Here is a 409-nt window from a genome sequence, read left to right on the forward strand (position 1 = left end):
GGATGTATTACAGTGCAGACAACCCTACCCGATCCCTTCGCTATACGGAATTGGAAAATGGGGAAAAACTTATACTTGTCGGCGGGGAAGGCCATAAAACAGGCCAGGGAATCTCGACTATCGAGCATTATGAGGCCTTAAAGGACTTCAGTTCCCAATATTTCGATGTTACGGATATTCCATATCGCTGGTCGGCACAAGATATTATGTCACCGGATAATATCCCCTTGGTCGGTCCAGTGACATCCAATCATCAAAACGTTCAAATTGCAACGGGTTATGCAAAATGGGGTATGACGAATGGATCGATTGCCGCTAAAATCTTGACTGACCATATTTTGCAAAGGGATAACCGGTATGCAGAATTGTATGCCCCTTCCCGTTTAAAAGGCTTGAAGAATATGAAGAA

1 protein-coding gene is annotated in these 409 nt (G+C 44.0%); it reads left to right on the top strand.

Going from position 1 to position 409, the window contains the following annotated elements:
* Positions 1-50 precede the first annotated feature (50 nt).
* A partial coding sequence (locus SB773_RS30200; RefSeq protein ID WP_410593874.1) for an FAD-dependent oxidoreductase occupies positions 51-409 on the top strand: 359 nt, incomplete at its 3' end.

Source organism: Bacillus sp. SIMBA_074 (genome assembly GCF_046534555.1).
Classification (GTDB): domain Bacteria; phylum Bacillota; class Bacilli; order Bacillales; family Bacillaceae_G; genus Bacillus_A; species Bacillus_A mycoides.